The following is a 16,681-nucleotide window of genomic DNA, read 5'->3' on the forward strand; positions in this document are numbered from 1 at the left end:
TTTCAGAATTTGCTCAAAGCGCTGTTAAGGATGCAACGGATAATTATAGCGGCGATGTTTATGTGGCGGTTAAAAAAGGGGATGACGGTCTTTGGCATATGAGCCGCGCATCCATAAAACCCTTTGATGATCTGAGCGCTGACGAGGTGCAGATCAAGGGTGAAACGGTCTATCCGATCTGGCTGCAATCCGGCGGCAATGTACGCCTACGATTCGGTGTTGAACGTTATTATGTGCCCGAAGGCGAAGGTTTGGCGATTGAAGGCGAACTGAGCGAGAATAATATCACAGCTATTCTCGCGGTTTCCAAAGAAGGTATCGCGCAAATAAAAGCTCTGCAAAATAAAGGAGCGAAAATGTATCAGGAACCACTTTATTAAGAGTTCTCTGTAAAATTTTGAATTTATTGATTAAATCTATACGATCTTTGCATTTTTAGTACATGTAAATATGTGCTATTTATAAAATGCTCGTGGGGTTTTGTTAAACATATTTTCTTGAATGTCGAATGTGGCGATTCCGCAACAGTTTTTTTCAATAAATTATACTAAGCATAGTTGAAGGCAATTTGCCCCTATGCCGCCACAAAGCGGGATAAAGTTTATTCAATGATGTTCTGTGACGGTTCGTCCACGCAGAACGCAGTGGTTTAAATCTGGACGGTAAGATCAAGTGACATTAACATGCCTTATTCTGCCCTCCGAAAGTCGTAGTGTCGCCGAGAAGTTGGATTATGATTTCTGCTTAGTGCCGCTTACGTCTTTGACCAATGGGATTGAAAGAAGTTGACTGCAATGACTTTGAAAAATTTTGCATTCCCAATAAAGAGCCATCTTTACGGCTCTGTGCTGGGCTTGGCTTTATTAAGTATTGCGGTCGGCACACAGAGCGGCTTTGCTTTTGATGTTCAGGAAAAGCCAAAATCCAACAATCCGTTTGAAGTTTTTTTCTCTGCCTATAAAAGCGGTCACAAAGATGAAGCCGTAAAGGCACTTCGTTATGCTGCCGAACAAGGTCATCCGGGTGCGAACTGGAAGCTGGCGCGTATGTATGCTGACGGTGACGGCGTTCCGGAAGATGATTTTACCGCGTATCAGATTTTTGAAAAAATCGTTCGTGATGGTGTCGATCCGGGCTCCCAAAATGAATCCTATGTCGCTGATGCATTAACCGCACTTGCCGGTTATGTCCGTCGCGGCATTCCGGGGACGCATGTAAAGTCTAATTTGCCATTGGCGCGTGATCTCTATGTTCAGGCAGCCTCCAGCTTTGGTGATCCCTCCGCACAATACGAGCTTGGCAAAATGCTGTTGAATGGTGAGGGAGGTGAACGTAATGCAGTGCAGGCTGCACGCTGGTTCCAGCTTTCAGCGCAAAAAGGCCATGCCAGTGCGCAAGCCATGTTCGGCAATATGCTGTTTCAGGCAGGAAAAACCGTGCAGGGCCTTGCTATGTTGACGGTGGCTTTTGAACATTGTGATATGCAGGATAAAGCATGGATCCGCGAAATGCAGGAGCAAGCGTTTTCCTTGGCAGGTGAAGCAGACCGTCGCAATGCTGTTGCCTTGGCTGGACGATGGGGACGGGGCGATCAGATCAGACTGATGGCCGAGAGCAACTAATCAGCCAATAAAAAAAGCGCTCACAACCGAGCGCTCTTAGAGCATGTCTCCCAAAAGTGGGCACCGGTTTTGGGAGACATGCGTAAAAACAAAACGCTAGAGCGAGCACAGTGGATACGATTAAGTGCGACACACTCTAAGTGGTGAAATCAACAAATTTTAGAATGAATTTTTTAGCGTGATGACGACCGGCACATGATCGGATGGTTTTTCCCAGCCACGTGTATGTTTCTCAATATTAACAGTTTCCAAAAGATCAGCAGCTTCCGGTGAAAGCATCAGGTGATCGATGCGGATGCCATTATTTTTCTGCCATGCACCAGCTTGATAATCCCAGAAGGAATAGGATTTGTCTGCATCTGTGGTGGCGCGGAAGGCATCACTGAAGCCTAAATTTTCAAGCTCGCGAAACAAAACACGTGATGAGCGCAGGAAGAGTGCGTCATTAACCCAAGCGGCAGGCGTTTCAGCGTCTTTAGTTTCAGGAATGATATTATAATCACCTGCCAGAATAAGTGGTTCCTCAAGTGCTAAATGCTCTTGTGCCCAATGGTTCAACCGCCGCATCCATGAAAGCTTATAGGGGTATTTTTGCGTGTCCACCGGATTACCGTTTGGCAAATAAAGCGAGACAACACGCAAAACACCTTTATCCGTCGAGAATTGTGCCTGAATGAAACGTGATTGCTCGTCACTATCATCGCCGGGCAGGCCGCGTATGACTTCATCCGGTGTTTTCTTGGAGAGAATAGCGACGCCATTAAAGCCTTTTTGACCATGGGTTTCCACATGATAGCCGAGCGCCTCAATCTCCAGCCGCGGAAACAAGTCATCGACCGATTTTATTTCCTGCAAACAGGCAATATCGGGTGATGATTCTTCCAGCCAGTGCAGAAGATTGTCGATACGGGCTTTAACGCCGTTAATATTCCATGTCGCGATTTTCATGGAAACAGGAATAGAGAATTGTGAGAGGAACGGCAAGCGCTATAGGGGGAAATGGAAGCGCTTGCCACAGATAAATCAGCTTGCCAGCAAGTCGTGCATTGTATGATCAGATTGAGAAACTGGTGCCACAACCGCATGAGCTGGTGGCATTCGGGTTTTGGATGTGGAAAGATTGCCCCATCAGATCATCGACGAAATCAATCACCGAACCTTCCAGATACGGAAAGGAGATTGCATCAATCAGCACCTTGGCTCCGGCTTTTTCAATGACCAGATCGTCGTCTTCCTGATCATTCACCAGTTCATATTTATATGAAAAACCGGTGCAGCCACCCCCCTCGACAGAAACGCGCAGGGCTGACTTATCAGGCTCGCTGCTGAGAATTTTAGCGATCCGCTTGGCGGCTGAATCTGATACGGATATATCCGTCATGGTTTGCTCCGGATAAAAATCTGCGTCTATTATCATAATATCGCAGCACCTTTTGTGTCATATCTATGATAGCTAAGAATTGACCGCCTTGGTGTCAATGGTGGTTTATCAAACTTTGCAAGACAAAAACGAAGTTATGCTATAGAAAACGGCATGATGATTTGAGGCAGGCAACCAGCACAGTGATGGAACACAGACGATAAAATGAACAGTTTGGACGGAATTGGTTTTGGCTATCGGGAGCGGGCGGTTTATGCCGCTGATCCGGCAAAAAGCCTTGGGCGTTTGGTGCCTGAAGCCGCCAGCCCGACGCGCACGCCTTATCAGCGCGATCGTGACCGCATCATTCACTCCAACGCGTTTCGCCGTTTGAAGCATAAGACACAAGTTTTTATTGCGCATGAGGGCGACCATTACCGCACCCGTTTGACCCACACTATTGAAGTGGCGCAAATTGCCAGAGCTTTGGCGCGCGCCTTGCGGCTGGATGAAGATTTGGCTGAAGCGGTGGCTTTGGTACATGATTTCGGTCACACACCATTCGGCCATACCGGCGAAGATACGCTCAATGAACGAATGAAGGATTATGGTGGTTTTGATCATAATGCACAGTCCTTGCGCATCGTGACCAAGCTGGAGCAGCGCTATGCAGAATTTGACGGCCTTAATCTTAGCTGGGAAACGCTTGAAGGGCTGGTTAAGCATAACGGGCCTTTAACCGGCATTTATGCCGTTGAAGAAATCGTGCCGCAACCGGTTCTCGATTTTAACGCAAAATATGATTTGCGGCTGGGTAGTTTTGCAAGCCTTGAAGCGCAATGTGCCGCGATTGCCGATGACATTGCCTATAATGCCCACGACATTGATGATGGTTTACGGGCAGGGCTGTTATCGCTTGATGGTTTGCAAGATGTCAGGTTGACAAGAGATTTGATTGCGACTGCGCGGGCAAAGTACCCCCGTCTCGATGATACGCGCACGGGTTATGAGTTGGTGCGTCGACAGATCACCGTAATGGTCGAAACTGTAATTATGGAAGCACAGCGCCGCATTGAGGCATTGCAACCACAATCCATTGATGATGTGCGCAATCACTCTTCGGCCTTGGTCGGCTTTTCGCCGGAGATGTTTGAGCAGGAGCGGGAGCTCAAGCGTTATTTGTTCAAAAATCTTTATTTCCATGAAAGTGTCGTCCGACGACGACGGATCGCAGACAAAGTGGTTCAGAACTTGTTTGATCTATATCAGGCAAAACCTGAAATGATGCCGCAAGAATGGCAAGCTAAAATGGAAACTTTGGATTTATCGGCAAAAGCACGTCACATAGCCGACTTCATCTCTGGTATGACTGACAATTATGCTTTGCGTGAGCATCGACGATTGTTTGACCAAACAGATGAATTGGCTTAATCGGGCGGAAAAGATTTTAAGCGCGATCGATAAGAATTAGCAAAAGCTTGCTTGTTGCTTTGGGAATTTTATGCATGAGAGGTTGCTTGAAAAGATGAGAGCCTCTGCGAAACAGGACAGATCATGAATATCTTTACAGATTTCGATGAACGTATCAAAAAAACGCTGCAAGACATTGATCTTAAAGCAAAAGATGGTGGTGAATTAGACCTTTCCCGTGTCGGAGTGGAGCCGCCGCGCGATGCGAGCCACGGTGATATTGCCACTAATGCGGCTATGGTCTTATCTAAAGCGGTTGGTGAAAATCCACGTGCATTGGCGGAGAAAATTGGTCGGGCGTTACAAAAGGATGCCGATGTTGAGTCGGTCGATGTTGCAGGTCCGGGCTTTATCAATCTGCGTTTGAAACCGGCTTACTGGCAGCGTGGCATTAATACGATGCTTGCTTCCGGTACCGATTACGGCCGCTCGAAGCTGGGAGAGGGTCGCAAAGTCAATGTGGAATATGTGTCTGCCAATCCGACCGGCCCTATGCATGTCGGCCATTGCCGTGGTGCGGTTGTTGGTGATGTGCTTGCCAATCTTTTGTCCTTTAGCGGCTATGATGTAACAAAAGAATATTACATTAATGATGCCGGTGCACAGATTGATGTTGTCGCCAAATCTGTGATGTTGCGTTACCGCGAAGCGCTTGGCGAAGATATTGGCGAAATTCCTTCTGGTCTTTATCCGGGCGATTATCTGGTGCCGGTTGGCAAAGCGCTGACTGAGGAATTTGGCAGCAAGCTTCTGGAAATGCCGGAAGATGAGCGTCTTGAGATTTTGAAAGAGCGAACCATCAAGGCAATGATGGATATGATCCGTGCGGATCTTGAAGCGCTCAATGTGCATCATGATCTCTTCTTCTCGGAAAAGACGCTGCATGCCAATCATGCACAGGCAATCCGCTCGACTATCAATGATCTGACCATGAAAGGCCATGTCTATAAGGGCAAGTTGCCTCCGCCAAAAGGCCAGTTGCCGGATGATTGGGAAGATCGTGAACAGACATTGTTCCGCTCTACCGAAGTGGGTGACGATATCGACCGCGCCTTGATGAAGTCTGACGGTTCATTTACCTATTTTGCTGCTGACGTTGCTTATTTTAAAGATAAGTATGATCGCGGCTTTGACGAAATGATCTATGTGCTTGGTGCCGATCATGGCGGCTATGTCAAACGTTTGGAAGCTGTTGCACGCGCCGTATCGGATGGCAAAGCAAAACTGACTGTTCTGCTCTGTCAGATGGTCAAGCTGTTGCGTAATGGTGAGCCGGTCCGCATGTCGAAGCGTGCGGGCGAGTTTATTACACTGCGTGATGTGGTGGATGAGGTCGGTCGTGATCCGGTGCGTTTCATGATGCTTTATCGCAAGAGCGATGCTGCACTGGATTTTGACTTTGCTAAAGTAACCGAGCAGTCAAAAGACAATCCGGTTTTCTATGTCCAATATGCCTCTGCGCGATGTCACTCAGTCTTCCGTCAGGCACGTGAACAATTGGGTCTTGAAGAGATCAAAAGAGAATCACTTTTTGAACATTTAAGTCTTTTGAATGATGAAAGTGAACTGGCTTTGATCCGTAAGCTTGCAGAATATCCGCGTCTTATTGAGGCCGCTGCAAGTCATCAAGAGCCGCATAGACTGGCTTTTTACCTGTATGATCTGGCTTCTGCGTTCCATTCTCAATGGAATAAAGGTTCAGAAAACCAAGATTTACGTTTTATCAAGGTTAACGATACAAACTTGTCACTTGCCAGGCTTGGGCTGGTGCAGGTTGTTTCCGACGTTCTTAAATCCGGACTGACTATTATTGGTGCGGATGCTCCGACGGAGATGCGCTGATCAGGTAAAATACTCAGACACAAAAAGTCTGGTATCTGCTTGTGAGGCCATTGTTGAAGACTTGCAGAATGGAGCTTTATCGTGAAGCTTTATTCTGCCGGTTTCGAAAGGAAACGACTGTCAACTTTTGCCCACATTGCACTGGTATTTGCAATGGTTACAGATATCGTGTGATATCTTCAGGGTATGAGTTAGGAAGAAGTCATGACGGACAGCAGTTATAAAGCCCGCGAGAACGGCGAGCGTCCGGTGCAGGAAGAAGATGATCCGCTGATGCAGCTTTCCCAGATCGGCGGTTTCGATGAGCTGTTTTCAGCTCAATCCACGCATCAGGATACAACTCCGTCTGACGACATGTTCGCGATCGATTTGGAGCGTGAACTGGTCGGCGGTCTGGATGATGATTTTTTCGGACAGGATGTGCCGGACGTCTTTTCAGAGATGACCGCACCACAACCCGCAGCGCCTGAGGTGGCTGCTACTGCCGCCGATAATTACCGTGATAGCTACAGAAGTGCATCGGCACGCAGCTATGCCAGCTACAATCAGGGCTCGCATGGCTATGGAAGCCTGACACAGCATCTGCAGTCTCCGCCGGCGTCCGCTGATGTTGCGGAGGAAGAAAACCTGCCTGTAACCGAAGAGGATCATCAGCCAACCTTTGCAGCGCAGGAAACGCCGGCATCACAAGAGCCTTATTCATATGCTGATCAGGCATATAATTCCGCGCTGGAAGATGAACTGGCTTTGGCTTTGTCAGGCCATGAAGATGTGCTGTCTGGTCATTATCAAAGCAATCAATCCGGCTATCAGGATAGCTATCAGACCGAGCCGCAGGTCGAAGCGCAGGAAACCCATGATTACACACCACCGGCGGCTGCAGTCCCTGCACCATCGCTGGAGGATGAGCTGGCTAATTTGCTCTTTGGTGATGCAGCACCTGCGGCTTATGAAGAGCCTGCATCTGTCTATATACCGGAAGAACCACTCTACAGTGAACTGCAAAATGAACCTAAAGATGAAGTTTTTTCATCTTTTGACCAAGCCGCTGAAGAGCTTGAGCCACATGGGAATATAGATGATTTTGCGGCGCAGTTTTCGATTGAAAGCGGCAATTATCAACCTGCATCGACACAAGCTTCTTATGATGAACCTTCCTTTGCAGAAACTGCGACTTTGAGTGAAGACACTTATTATGCCGAGGATGCGAGCTACCAAGAGCAAGCTTCATCTGCAGCGCCGGTTCATCACAGCAGTGATGAGCCGCCACAGGATATGTTCTTTGATGATACATCCTTTGCAGTTGAAACCAGTGATATCGAACTGAATGCGCTTAATCAGGCATCTGCCGAGTTTGAAGCTACATTGGCGGATTTGCCGCAAGATGATGCTTTTGAACTGGATGATGAGAATTTCTCCGAAGCCATTGAGCGTGAATTGTCAGCACAAAGCTATTTCCCTTGGGAAAAAGATAAGCCGCTGCATGATGGGCAGGAGTTTGTGGCTTCGCCATCCGATGCGCCTTCGGAAAATTTCTTCTCTGATCAGGATTTTGATTTCGGCATCGAAGAGACCGAGCTGCAAGACGCCACCGATAAGGTTGTTGAGAAAACACCTGTCTTTGCGCATGCGATTTCCGAAGAAGAGCGCCAGCCTGCGCCGTTCCCGCATTATGCAGCGCAACGTTCGAGTTTCTCGGTACCTGCACCAGATGTGGAAACAATGAGTGTTTCCGAGGCCAAGGTCGAACAGACCCAGCCTTTGGATTTACCTGAAGTACCTTATTATGATGAGCCTGAAAATGCCGGCCTCAATCAGCTGGAAGCCGAATTTGCCGATGTATTCAGTGCAATCAATGTCGAAGAGACGCCAGCGCCTGTTGAAGAAGCTGCATCGGCTGATCGTGCCTTTGAAGATATTTTCCGCGAGAGTTATGCAGATTTTTCCCCTTCCAATACTGCATTGGCCGGCGGCTTGGCGGCGGGCGCTGCTATTGGTGCTGGTTTGGGCGCCAGAAATCAAGCGCCAGCATCGCAAGCACCAACCGGTAGTCAGGATGATTTCTATAATCATTGGGCTGATGGTAGTAATGGTGCGGGCGCGCAGCAAGCTCCCGTTGCTCCTTATTCCTTGGATGAAGATTTAGGTGCCGCAGCTGATGCTTACCGCGAGCGTCCGGTGCGTGGGCGTCGTGCTATGCTATTGGCGACAGCTGCCGGTGTGCTGGTACTTATTGGTGGAATTGCTTATCACTTTATTGGCGGTGGCATGAATTCCGGCGAGCCGGTCATCATTCGCTCCGATAACCAGCCGGTTAAAATGCAACCGGAAAATCCGGGTGGTGCGACGGTTCCTAATCAGGATAAAGCTGTATATGAGCGTGTTGCCGGTACCATACCGCAGAATCCAGAGCAAAAATCTCTGGTGACAGCGCAGGAGGATCCGGTTGATCTGGCCGCGGATGAAGATGAGTTTGGCAGCTTTAATGAAGATCGCAATGATACAATCACGGCGACCAATAATAGCCCTGCCACAGAAGAAGAACCACTGATCGTACCGCGTACAGTGCAGACAATGGTTGTTCGCCCTGATGGTACGATCGTGCAGCAGCCAGCTGAAGCACCACGTTCGGTAACGCCTGTTGCGCCGGAACCGGCAGAGCTGACACCGGAAAATATTATTGAATCGTCGGCGCTGACCCCTGCTGAGACAGCCAATACGCAAACAAATGTGCCGGCAAGTGCACCCGTTGCACCAGCTCGTACGGTGGAGACACAAACCTTCACACCGCCAACGCAAGTGCCTGTAGCGCCGTCGCGTCCGGCTCAGCAACCAACCAATGTTGTGGCGACAACACCGGCAACGCCAGCAGTGAGCGAAACGCCTGCAGCACCGGCTGCAGGTGGATATTACATCCAGATTGCTTCACAGCCATCTGCCGAACTGGCGCAGAAGTCCTTTGCGTCTATGGGGCAGAAATATGCCAATATCATTGGCGGGCGTGCTGTAGATATTCGTAAAGCTGATATTCCAGGCAAGGGTACTTATTACCGCGTTCGTATTTCCGGCGGTACGAAGGCCGAAGCCAATGCTTTGTGTGAACGTTTGAAAAATGCCGGTGGCAGTTGCTTTGTAACGCAGTAAAAAAACAACAATGAATGACAGTGACTTGTCTTCATAAAATATAGTAGACTTGCAAAGGGTTCACTCTTGAATGAGTGTGCCCTTTGTCTATGTTTTGCATCATCAAATTCAGTTATGATAACTGGATTAAAGTCATTTTTTGAGAGGATCCGATTGCATGGCTAAGTGCAAAGCGATGATTGCAGGTGTTGCTGGTACTGAGCTCAGTGCTGAGGAATTTTCGTTCTTTCGTGAAGTCAATCCATGGGGCGCAATTCTTTTTACGCGTAATGTTGAGAGCATTGAACAGCTCAATGAACTAACCACATCGCTTTGTGATGCGACAGGACGTTCTGATTTGCCGATTTTTGTCGATCAGGAAGGCGGACGTGTACAGCGCCTTCGCCCGCCATTGGCGTCCAATTATCCTTCAGCGCGCATGATTGGCGATGTTTATAAGCGCAATGCGGAACAGGGATTGCGTGCAGCTTGGTTGCTTGGCCGCTTGCATGCTTTTGATTTGCTGTCGGTCGGCATCAATGTCAATTGCATGCCTGTGCTGGACGTTCCGGTTGAAGGAGCACATGAAGTCATCGGTGATCGCGCTTATGCGTATGATCCCGAGATTGTGACGTTGCTGGGTCGACAGACTGCGGAAGGTTTGATTGCGGGCGGTGTTTTGCCTGTGGTTAAACATATGCCGGGTCATGGTCGTGCTTTTTGCGATACCCATAAAGAACTGGCGCGGGTCAATGTTCCGCTGGCAGATTTAGTTGCTCATGATTTTGTGCCCTTCAAAGCACTCAATGATTTGCCGATGGCCATGACGGCGCATGTGGTATTTGAAACGATCGACCCTGAATTGCCGGCAACCTTATCGGATACAGTAATTAGAACCATTATTCGCGATGTGCTTGAATTTGATGGTTTGGTGATGAGCGATGATATTTCGATGAAGGCGCTTTCCGGTGATCTTGGTGATCTGGCCGAAGCAATTATCACCGCTGGTTGTGACATCGTTTTGCATTGCAGCGGCGATATCGAAGAAATGCAGAAAGTTGCTGCACGAACCATTGCGCTTGAAGGCAAAGCCAAACGACGTGCTGATTTGGCGCTTTCTTATGTAGGCGAGCCCGATCTTTCTAATGAGGATGAGTTGCGCGCAGAGTTTGCACGCATTTTTAATGTTGAAGCTTAACTGAAACGCGGAAAAACAGCCCTTGGCCGATCAGAAAGCCGGTATAATTGAGCCGATAGCGCCTTTGGAAGCGCTTTGGCAGGATGGTGACGCATCGCAAGATCCGCCGCTACAAATTGATATTGAGGGCTTTGAAGGGCCGCTTGACTTGCTTCTTCATCTGGCACGCACTCAGAAAGTGGATTTAACCCGTATTTCCGTTCAGTCACTGGCTGAGCAATATCTCGATTTCATCGAGCAAGCGCGGGTATTACGTCTTGAGCTGGCCGCCGATTATCTGGTGATGGCAGCATGGCTTGCGTTTTTGAAGTCTAAATTGCTGATCCCGAAACAAGCAGATGATAAAGGCGAAACCGGTGAAGAGCTTGCGGCTATGCTGCAATTTCGGCTCAAGCGACTGGAGGCGATGCGTGAGGCGGCGGTGCGGCTGGTTAATCGCAATCAGTTGGGGCGGGAGTTTTTTAAACGTGGCGCACCGGAAATGGTGATTGTCGATAAAACCAGTCTTTTTGAGGCCTCTCTTTATGAGCTGCTTTCTGCCTATACGACGCAGCGTCAGCGCATGAGTGTAAATCAGGTAGAAATCAGCTCCCGTGCCGTGTGGTCACTCAAAGATGCGCGTGATATTCTCACTGGTATGATCGGAGAGATTGATGATTGGATGGCGCTGGACCAGTTTTTAATTCGCTATTTGATTGCACCCGATAAGCGTGTTTCCGCCCTTGCCAGTTCTTTTGCGGCAAGCCTTGAACTGGTACGTGAAGGCAAGCTTGAAATAAAACAAGCCTCCGCATTCGAGCCGGTTTATATGCGCCAGTCTGAAAGACGCAATCTGGTCACGCTTATCAGGCGAGAAGAGGATTGAGGGAAATGGCGGATACGACAAGGCAATTGCAGTCGGCGCTGCCGGAAGTACTTAGTCCCGAAGATGCGGCCGAGCGTTTGAAATTTGATGAGGCGGTCAGAAAAGTTGAAGCTATTATTTTTGCCTCTGCCCAGCCGGTTTCACTGGCTGCTTTAAGTGAGCGCATTACAGATATAGCTTTGGACAAAGTGCTTGAGCACTTACAGCATGATTATCGTCTGCGCGGGGTCAATCTGGTAAAGCGCGGCGAGGCATGGTGCTTTCGTACAGCTCCCGATCTGGCGCATTTGATGAGCAAGGAAATTGTCCAGCAGCGCAAGCTTTCAAGAGCTGCATTGGAAGTACTGGCCATCATTGCCTATCATCAGCCGGTTACACGTGCAGAATTGGAAGATATCCGCGGGGTGGAAACCTCGAAAGGCACATTGGATGTGTTGATGGAGACGGGATGGATTAAACTGCGCGGACGGCGGCGTACGCCTGGTCGTCCTGTCACCTATGGAACGACGGAAGCATTTATTGATCATTTTGGTTTGAGCGATATTCGCGATCTGCCGGGATTGGAAGAATTGCGCGGGGCAGGATTGTTGTCTGGCCGTATTCCGGCTGGTTTCAAGATCGCTTCGCCAGATATTGATCTGGATGAATTGACCGCCGATGAAGTACCGCTTGATGAGGTCAATGTCGAGGATATGGGGCTGCTGACACCGCTCGACAATGAGGAATAATCTTAAAAAAATACGAATCAAATCGTTTTTAAGCTTGATTAGTTGCGACTGTTTAGTGCGTGTATTATTCGGCTTTAAAGGCATGATCAGGCATCTATCCATTCATTCCGGTATTGGTTTATTGCATTTCATAAAAAAAGATTATCAGCATAATTTATGCTAATGTGACAAAACAAATGCTTTTGTTGCCATTAAACATATGAAATACGGTGTTTCAGCTGAAAAAATCCGGTGAGGATGCATCTGCAGGACTGGACACTGTGATAGTTCTGTTTGAAAGATAACGCCAAAATGATTAAATCGGATTAATCACGTTTAATGCCGTAGCAAGTGCGGCAAAGAGAGGAATATCATGGGTAGTTTTTCAATCTGGCATTGGCTGATCGTGCTTGCTGTCGTGTTGTTGTTGTTTGGCCGTGGCAAAATCCCTGAATTGATGGGTGATGTTGCCAAAGGCATCAAAAACTTCAAGCAGGGCATGAACGAGGACGAAACCAAAGAGGACGGCAAAACCATCGAAAACGATGCGGAAGAAGCTGTTCGTCCAGCTAAGAAGACAACAAAGTCATAATTGCTTTTTGAACGATTGCAGTGAGAAATATCCGCTGTAATCGTTTCAATATCTGCTGTTTGGTTTATCCGGGCTGAGCTTGTTTTGGCTCTGCGTTCAGGTCTGGTTTTCATTTTAAAAAAATAAGACCTTGCGTCTGCCGGTTATTTAACAATTAAGCGCAGATAAGCGCGAGGGTATAAAATGCTTGATGTTGGTTGGTCCGAAATTCTTGTGATCGCAATCGTGATGGTTGTGGTTGTCGGGCCTAAAGATTTGCCGAAAATGCTGCGTGCTTTCGGCAAGGCTACAGCGCGCATGCGCACCACCGCCAATGAATTTAAACGTCAGTTTGACGAAGCTTTGAAAGAAGCCGAGCTGGATGATGTGAAAAATATCATTGATGAAACACGCAAGCTCGACCCGCGCGGAAAAATGACGCAAGTTTTCGATCCGATCCGCTCTGCCGGTAATGATCTGAAAGCAAGCCTCAATCAATCGCCAAAGCCGGAGCAATCAGCAAAGCCTGTAGATTCTTCTGTTTATAAAGATGCTGAAAAAACGGTTGAAGCGGAAGCGTCAGCACCTGTGATTGAAACAAAATCGCTATCAGATGCGATTGCAGAAGCTGTGAAGAAGAATTTGTCGGATGAAACACCTGAAAAGGTAAAGGCTGACGTTGTCAAACAGGTAAAAACTAAGCCTGCGCCTAAAACAAAGAAAACTGCGAAAGCAGCAGGCCCGGCACCAGCCAAAACACCGGCTGCTAAGGCAGCAGCAAAGCCTGCTAACACTACAGCGGCAAAGGCTGCTCTGGCTAAAACTGCTGATGCAAAACCGGCTGCGCCTAAAAAGGTGACGACCAAGAAAGCACCTGCTAAAAAACCTGCTGCCAAAACGACAGGAACGAATGAGTGACCAAAAACGAAGATGAGATCGAGCAGAGCGCAGCTCCGCTCCTTGAGCACTTGATTGAACTGCGTCGCCGTCTGATCTGGGCGATTTTGGCGTTTTTTGTCGCCTTTATTCTCTGTTTTGCCTTCGCCAAGCAGTTGTTCAATCTACTTGTTGTGCCTTACCAGTGGGCGATTGATTGGGCGGGATTGGATCGCTCCAAGGCCGAGCTGATCTATACGGCACCGCAAGAGTTTTTCTTTACACAGGTGAAGGTTGCGATGTTTGGTGGCCTTGTTCTGGCGTTTCCGATCATTGCATCGCAAATTTACAAATTTGTGGCCCCTGGTCTTTATAAACACGAAAGAATGGCATTTTTGCCGTTTTTGATTGCTTCGCCTTTATTGTTTCTTTTTGGCGCGGCGCTGGTCTATTTCTTTTTCATCCCGATGGTGATGTGGTTTTTCCTTGCCATGCAGCAAGCTGGCGGCGGCGGCGAAGTTCAGATTTCGCTTTTGCCCAAGGTTTCGGAATATCTCAGCCTTATCATGACACTGATCGTGGCTTTCGGTCTGGTGTTCCAGTTGCCGGTTGTTACCAGCCTGATGGCGCGTGTCGGTTTGCTGACGTCGCAAGGCCTGAAAGACAAACGCAAATATGCCATCGTGATTGCTTTCGTAGTGGCAGCCGTCTTGACCCCGCCGGATCCTGCAAGCCAGATCGGTTTGGCAATTCCGACTATTCTGCTTTATGAAGTTTCGATTATTATGGCTCGTATGATTGAGCGTAAAAGAGCAGAAAATAACAATACAGATGAGAGTTCATCTGAAGAGTAAAATCGGCTAAAAAGAATTAAGGATCACCCGCTTATAGTGGGTGATCCTTATAATGTATAATTTTTGTGAAACGGCTTTTCTCATGCATGATATCAAATGGATCCGCGAAAACCCTGAAGGTTTCGATGCAGCTTTGCAAAAACGTGGTGTTGCTCCTCAATCCGCACATTTGATTGCGTTGGATGAACAGCGCCGCCTGCATATTTCCAAGGTGCAGGAAGCGCAGGAGCGCCGCAATGCAGCATCCAAAGAAATCGGCAAGGCCATGGCTTCCAAAGATATGGAAACAGCCGAGAAACTGAAAAGCGAAGTGGGCGAGCTGAAAAATTTCTTAAGCGAAGCTGAGGAGGAAGAACGCCGTCTTAATCAGGAGCTGACAACGGCTCTTTCGGTTCTGCCGAATATTCCGCTGGAATCCGTGCCGCTTGGTCAGGATGAAAACGACAATGTGGAAATTCGCCGCGTTGGCAATCAGAAGAATTTTGCCTTTGAACCGAAAGAACACTTTGAGATCGGCGAAAACCTCGGGCTTATGAATTTTGAACGTGCGGCTAAAATTGCCGGTTCACGTTTCACCGTGCTGACAGGCGCTTTGGCGCGTCTCGAGCGTGCTCTGGGTCAGTTCATGCTTGATTTGCATACAACCGAGCATGGTTACACGGAAGTGATGCCCCCGCTGATGGTGCGTGATGATGCGATGTATGGCACCGGCCAATTGCCGAAATTTACCGAAGACCTGTTCCGCACCACGGATGGTCGCTGGCTGATTCCGACCTCGGAAGTGCCGCTGACCAATCTGGTGGCGCAGGAAATCCTTGATGGCCGCACATTGCCGCTTCGTTTTACGGCGCTCACTCCTTGCTTCCGTTCAGAAGCAGGCTCAGCTGGTCGTGATACACGCGGTATGCTGCGTCAGCACCAGTTCCTCAAAGTGGAAATGGTTTCGATCACCAATGCAGAAAATGCGATTGATGAACATGAACGCATGACCGCTTGTGCGGAAGAGGTGCTGAAACGCTTGGATATTCCATTCCGCACTGTTGTGCTTTGCACCGGCGACATGGGTTTTGGCGCACAAAAAACCTATGACATTGAAGCTTGGATTCCAGGTCAGAAAACATATCGTGAAATTTCCAGCTGCTCGGTCTGCGGTGATTTCCAAGGGCGCCGTATGAACGCGCGCTACCGTGTGGAAGGTGAGAAAAACACCCGTCACGTTTATACGCTCAATGGTTCGGGTGTAGCTGTTGGGCGTGCGCTTATTGCTGTGATTGAAAACTATCAGCAGGAAGATGGCAGCATTATCGTACCAGACGTGCTGGTGCCTTATATGGGCGGCATGACTAAAATCGAAAAAATTATTTAAGTTTTTTCGAGTACCTGCCGGATATTGATGATCCGGCAGGTACTCGAAAATTCCGAAGCGGTTCTATTGCTTCGGGCATGGAGCGGACTAGATGAACCGAGCCTCTGCACATAAGCGGCCAAAAATGTCGGAACGGGAGGGCTTTGCTGCATTCGTCTTGCGTATGCGTGCCATAGGCTTGCACGATCCACGTTTGTTTGCCGCAATCGAATCTGTGCAGCGGCAGAGTTTCATTGATGTAAACTGGATGGATTTGGCTTATTCATCCCGCACCATTCCACTGCCATGCGGTGAATATATTGAGAGCCTTGATGAACAGACCCGTATTTTATCGGCGCTGAATATTGAGCAGAATCACCGCATTTTGGAAATTGGTACCGGCTCTGGTTTTACCGCTGCCGTGATGGGGCGATTGGCGACACGCGTTACCAGTCTCGACCGTTATCGCAGTCTTTGTGAACATGCGCGTAGCTGCATTCAAGCGTTACAGATTGAAAATATCAACGTCAAACATGCTGATGGTCGTCATGGCGCGGCAGGCGGGCCGTTTGACCGTATTATCTCGTGGGTTGCATTTGAAGAGCTGCCAAAACATTACATTGATTTATTGGCAACGCATGGCGTGCTGATTGCGCCGGTAGGGCCGGGCGATGCTGTTCAGGTTATGACCAAATTATCTAAAGTCGGCAGCCGCTTTGAGCAGGAAGACTTGCTCTATGTGCGTTATCAGCCATTTATCGACGGGCTTTCATCCGTTCTTTAAAATGATTCTTGATAAAATAACTGAGTTCACCATCTTTATGAGATGAAGACTGTCTTTTGGTTGA

At 48.4% G+C, this 16,681-nt stretch carries 15 protein-coding genes; 13 read left to right on the forward strand and 2 right to left on the reverse strand.

All coding sequences use genetic code 11. The features are described from left to right. Together JNC77_RS12985 and JNC77_RS12990 are read left to right on the forward strand one after the other, a co-directional pair. Window positions 1-380 (forward strand): GDYXXLXY domain-containing protein (locus tag JNC77_RS12985; RefSeq protein ID WP_374833180.1); only part of this gene is annotated, 380 nt, incomplete at its 5' end. Window positions 381-794: 414 nt separating this feature from the next. Beyond that, window positions 795-1,622, forward strand: a complete 828-nt coding sequence (locus tag JNC77_RS12990; RefSeq protein WP_374833182.1) for a tetratricopeptide repeat protein — start codon at window positions 795-797, stop codon at window positions 1,620-1,622. 159 nt (window positions 1,623-1,781) lie between these two features. Here the strand turns inward: JNC77_RS12990 and xth are convergent, their stop codons facing one another. Beyond that, window positions 1,782-2,570, reverse strand: coding sequence for an exodeoxyribonuclease III (xth, locus tag JNC77_RS12995; protein ID WP_374833184.1), 789 nt, complete (start codon window positions 2,568-2,570; stop codon window positions 1,782-1,784). Between the two features lie 106 nt (window positions 2,571-2,676). After that, window positions 2,677-3,003, reverse strand: a complete 327-nt coding sequence (gene erpA / locus JNC77_RS13000; protein ID WP_374833186.1) for an iron-sulfur cluster insertion protein ErpA — start codon at window positions 3,001-3,003, stop codon at window positions 2,677-2,679. 204 nt (window positions 3,004-3,207) lie between these two features. Here erpA and JNC77_RS13005 point away from each other — a divergent pair, with 204 nt between their 5' ends. From JNC77_RS13005 to JNC77_RS13055, 11 genes are all read left to right on the forward strand, one after another. Beyond that, window positions 3,208-4,413, forward strand: coding sequence for a deoxyguanosinetriphosphate triphosphohydrolase (locus JNC77_RS13005; protein ID WP_374833188.1), 1,206 nt, complete (start codon window positions 3,208-3,210; stop codon window positions 4,411-4,413). Between the two features lie 123 nt (window positions 4,414-4,536). Beyond that, window positions 4,537-6,294, forward strand: coding sequence for an arginine--tRNA ligase (argS, locus tag JNC77_RS13010; RefSeq protein ID WP_374833190.1), 1,758 nt, complete (start codon window positions 4,537-4,539; stop codon window positions 6,292-6,294). Window positions 6,295-6,498: 204 nt separating this feature from the next. Then, complete coding sequence (locus tag JNC77_RS13015; RefSeq protein ID WP_374833192.1) at window positions 6,499-9,438, forward strand: SPOR domain-containing protein; 2,940 nt, start codon at window positions 6,499-6,501, stop codon at window positions 9,436-9,438. 157 nt (window positions 9,439-9,595) lie between these two features. Continuing rightward, complete coding sequence (nagZ, locus tag JNC77_RS13020) at window positions 9,596-10,615, forward strand: beta-N-acetylhexosaminidase (protein ID WP_374833194.1); 1,020 nt, start codon at window positions 9,596-9,598, stop codon at window positions 10,613-10,615. Window positions 10,616-10,637: 22 nt separating this feature from the next. Further along, the gene (locus tag JNC77_RS13025) at window positions 10,638-11,480 is read left to right on the forward strand and encodes a segregation and condensation protein A (RefSeq protein ID WP_374833196.1); all 843 of its coding nucleotides are present in this window, start codon (window positions 10,638-10,640) and stop codon (window positions 11,478-11,480) included. A gap of 5 nt (window positions 11,481-11,485) precedes the next feature. Beyond that, window positions 11,486-12,208 (forward strand): SMC-Scp complex subunit ScpB, encoded by a 723-nt coding sequence (gene scpB / locus JNC77_RS13030; protein ID WP_374833198.1) that lies wholly within the window; start codon window positions 11,486-11,488, stop codon window positions 12,206-12,208. Between the two features lie 352 nt (window positions 12,209-12,560). Further along, a complete protein-coding gene (locus JNC77_RS13035; RefSeq protein ID WP_374833200.1) occupies window positions 12,561-12,779 on the forward strand; it encodes a twin-arginine translocase TatA/TatE family subunit in 219 nt (72 codons plus the stop codon). A 183-nt stretch (window positions 12,780-12,962) separates the two neighbouring features. Further along, a complete protein-coding gene (gene tatB / locus JNC77_RS13040) occupies window positions 12,963-13,676 on the forward strand; it encodes a Sec-independent protein translocase protein TatB (protein WP_374833202.1) in 714 nt (237 codons plus the stop codon). Then, window positions 13,673-14,488: a twin-arginine translocase subunit TatC gene (gene tatC, locus JNC77_RS13045; RefSeq protein ID WP_374833204.1), complete on the forward strand. Its 816-nt coding sequence runs from the start codon at window positions 13,673-13,675 to the stop codon at window positions 14,486-14,488. Before tatB ends, tatC begins: the two co-directional genes overlap by 4 nt. A gap of 82 nt (window positions 14,489-14,570) precedes the next feature. After that, window positions 14,571-15,854 (forward strand): serine--tRNA ligase, encoded by a 1,284-nt coding sequence (gene serS, locus JNC77_RS13050; RefSeq protein ID WP_374833206.1) that lies wholly within the window; start codon window positions 14,571-14,573, stop codon window positions 15,852-15,854. Window positions 15,855-15,945: 91 nt separating this feature from the next. Then, window positions 15,946-16,617 (forward strand): protein-L-isoaspartate(D-aspartate) O-methyltransferase, encoded by a 672-nt coding sequence (locus tag JNC77_RS13055; RefSeq protein ID WP_374833208.1) that lies wholly within the window; start codon window positions 15,946-15,948, stop codon window positions 16,615-16,617. Window positions 16,618-16,681: the final 64 nt, after the last annotated feature.

Source organism: Paenochrobactrum pullorum (assembly GCF_041929845.1).
Classification (GTDB): domain Bacteria; phylum Pseudomonadota; class Alphaproteobacteria; order Rhizobiales; family Rhizobiaceae; genus Paenochrobactrum; species Paenochrobactrum pullorum.

Excerpts from the sequence above, each read along its gene's own strand:
- JNC77_RS12990 (WP_374833182.1), top strand. The coding sequence starts at position 795 with ATGACTTTGAAAAATTTTGCATTCCCAATAAAGAGCCATCTTTACGGC.
- xth (WP_374833184.1), bottom strand. The coding sequence starts at position 2,570 with ATGAAAATCGCGACATGGAATATTAACGGCGTTAAAGCCCGTATCGAC.
- erpA (WP_374833186.1), bottom strand. The coding sequence starts at position 3,003 with ATGACGGATATATCCGTATCAGATTCAGCCGCCAAGCGGATCGCTAAA.
- JNC77_RS13005 (WP_374833188.1), top strand. The coding sequence starts at position 3,208 with ATGAACAGTTTGGACGGAATTGGTTTTGGCTATCGGGAGCGGGCGGTT.
- argS (WP_374833190.1), top strand. The coding sequence starts at position 4,537 with ATGAATATCTTTACAGATTTCGATGAACGTATCAAAAAAACGCTGCAA.
- JNC77_RS13015 (WP_374833192.1), top strand. The coding sequence starts at position 6,499 with ATGACGGACAGCAGTTATAAAGCCCGCGAGAACGGCGAGCGTCCGGTG.
- nagZ (WP_374833194.1), top strand. The coding sequence starts at position 9,596 with ATGGCTAAGTGCAAAGCGATGATTGCAGGTGTTGCTGGTACTGAGCTC.
- scpB (WP_374833198.1), top strand. The coding sequence starts at position 11,486 with ATGGCGGATACGACAAGGCAATTGCAGTCGGCGCTGCCGGAAGTACTT.
- JNC77_RS13035 (WP_374833200.1), top strand. The coding sequence starts at position 12,561 with ATGGGTAGTTTTTCAATCTGGCATTGGCTGATCGTGCTTGCTGTCGTG.
- tatB (WP_374833202.1), top strand. The coding sequence starts at position 12,963 with ATGCTTGATGTTGGTTGGTCCGAAATTCTTGTGATCGCAATCGTGATG.
- serS (WP_374833206.1), top strand. The coding sequence starts at position 14,571 with ATGCATGATATCAAATGGATCCGCGAAAACCCTGAAGGTTTCGATGCA.
- JNC77_RS13055 (WP_374833208.1), top strand. The coding sequence starts at position 15,946 with ATGAACCGAGCCTCTGCACATAAGCGGCCAAAAATGTCGGAACGGGAG.